The organism is Bifidobacterium margollesii, assembly GCF_002860355.1.
Lineage (GTDB): Bacteria > Actinomycetota > Actinomycetes > Actinomycetales > Bifidobacteriaceae > Galliscardovia > Galliscardovia margollesii.
Map to the genome: position 1 here is coordinate 1 of NZ_NMWU01000066.1, position 1232 is coordinate 1232.

Annotated in this window: 1 pseudogene; it reads right to left on the reverse strand. The window is 74.4% G+C overall.

Annotation, left to right across the window (positions count from 1 at the left end):
• Positions 1–1232: pseudogene (locus tag Uis1B_RS12130) on the reverse strand (cell surface protein); the annotation flags it as partial.

The window sequence follows — 1232 nt, forward strand, 5'->3', positions numbered from 1 at the left end:
GTCACGCGGATCAGGGCCGTGCCGGCCCGCTTGCGGGTGACGGCGCTCATGCCGGACGTGCGGTCGAACACCGGGGACACGGTCCAGTGCGCGGGGTCGGCCACGAGGACGGTCCAGTCGCGGCGCGTCGGGTCGAACCCGTCGAGACGTCGCCCGTTGACGAGCAGGCCGGTCAGCCCGGCCCGGTGGGTCGCGTCGGTCAGGTAGGTGACGGTCAGGGTGGTGCGGGCGGCGTGCGTGCCGTCGGGGCTGAGCGTGTCGAGCACGTAGGTCCAGGTCATGCCCGCGCCGCGGGTGACGGTCGGCCGCACGGTCTGGCCCTGCCAGCTGCGCCAGGCGACGGTCCCGCCCTCGGGGATCGTGTACGACGTGGCCGTGACGGCCACGTACCGGCCGTGCAGCACGTACCCGTGGTCGCGCAGGCCGGCGGTCGAGGGGCTGGGGGCCGCCCGGTCGCCGCCGCGGTCGACGGGCGCGGCCGGGGCGAACCGTTCGGCGGCGGTGGGCTCGTGGTCGCGGACCACGGTCACGCTGTACGTGCGGGTCTGCCCGTTCGCGGCGCGCACGGTCCAGTACTGGGTCGTCGCGTACGCGCTCTGCCGCACGTCGCCGGCGGACACGGTCACGCCGTTCGGTGCGACGGGCAGCACGTACACGCCCGGCGCGTTCGCGCGGATGCGGATGGTGTAGTCGAGCGTGTCGGGGTTCCAGCCGTCGATCAGGTCGCCCCTGACGGTATGCCCGGCCTTGTTCACGTAGATGCCGGACAGGCGGGCCGCGGTGGCGGTCGGCGTGGCGGCCGGCCTGGCGAACGTGACGTGCACGGTGTACGTGACGCCGTTGAGCGTGACCTTGAGTGTGCGGGAGCCGTCCGGGCCGAGCGTGGTGGGGATCGGCGCGCCCTCGGTGACGCCGCCGCCGTCCGGGGCGGCGCTGGTGTGGCCCAGGGTCAGGCCGCTGGTGAGCGACCCGGCGGGCAGTTCGATCCGGTAGTCGGCCTTGGTCTCGCGGAAGCCCAGGGGGTGGGTGGACACGGTGCCGTCCGCGCGGGTCTCGATGAGGTCCAGCGAGGCGACCCGGCCTTCGGTGCGCGTGGCGGTCAGGTAGACGACCCAGTGCTGCGCGTGGCCGTCGACGTCCGTGTCGCCTTCGGCGATGCCGCGGCGGATCCAGGTGCGCGTGGCCTCGCCGTCCTTCCTGGTGACGGTCTGGCTCCACCGCACCGGGGTGGC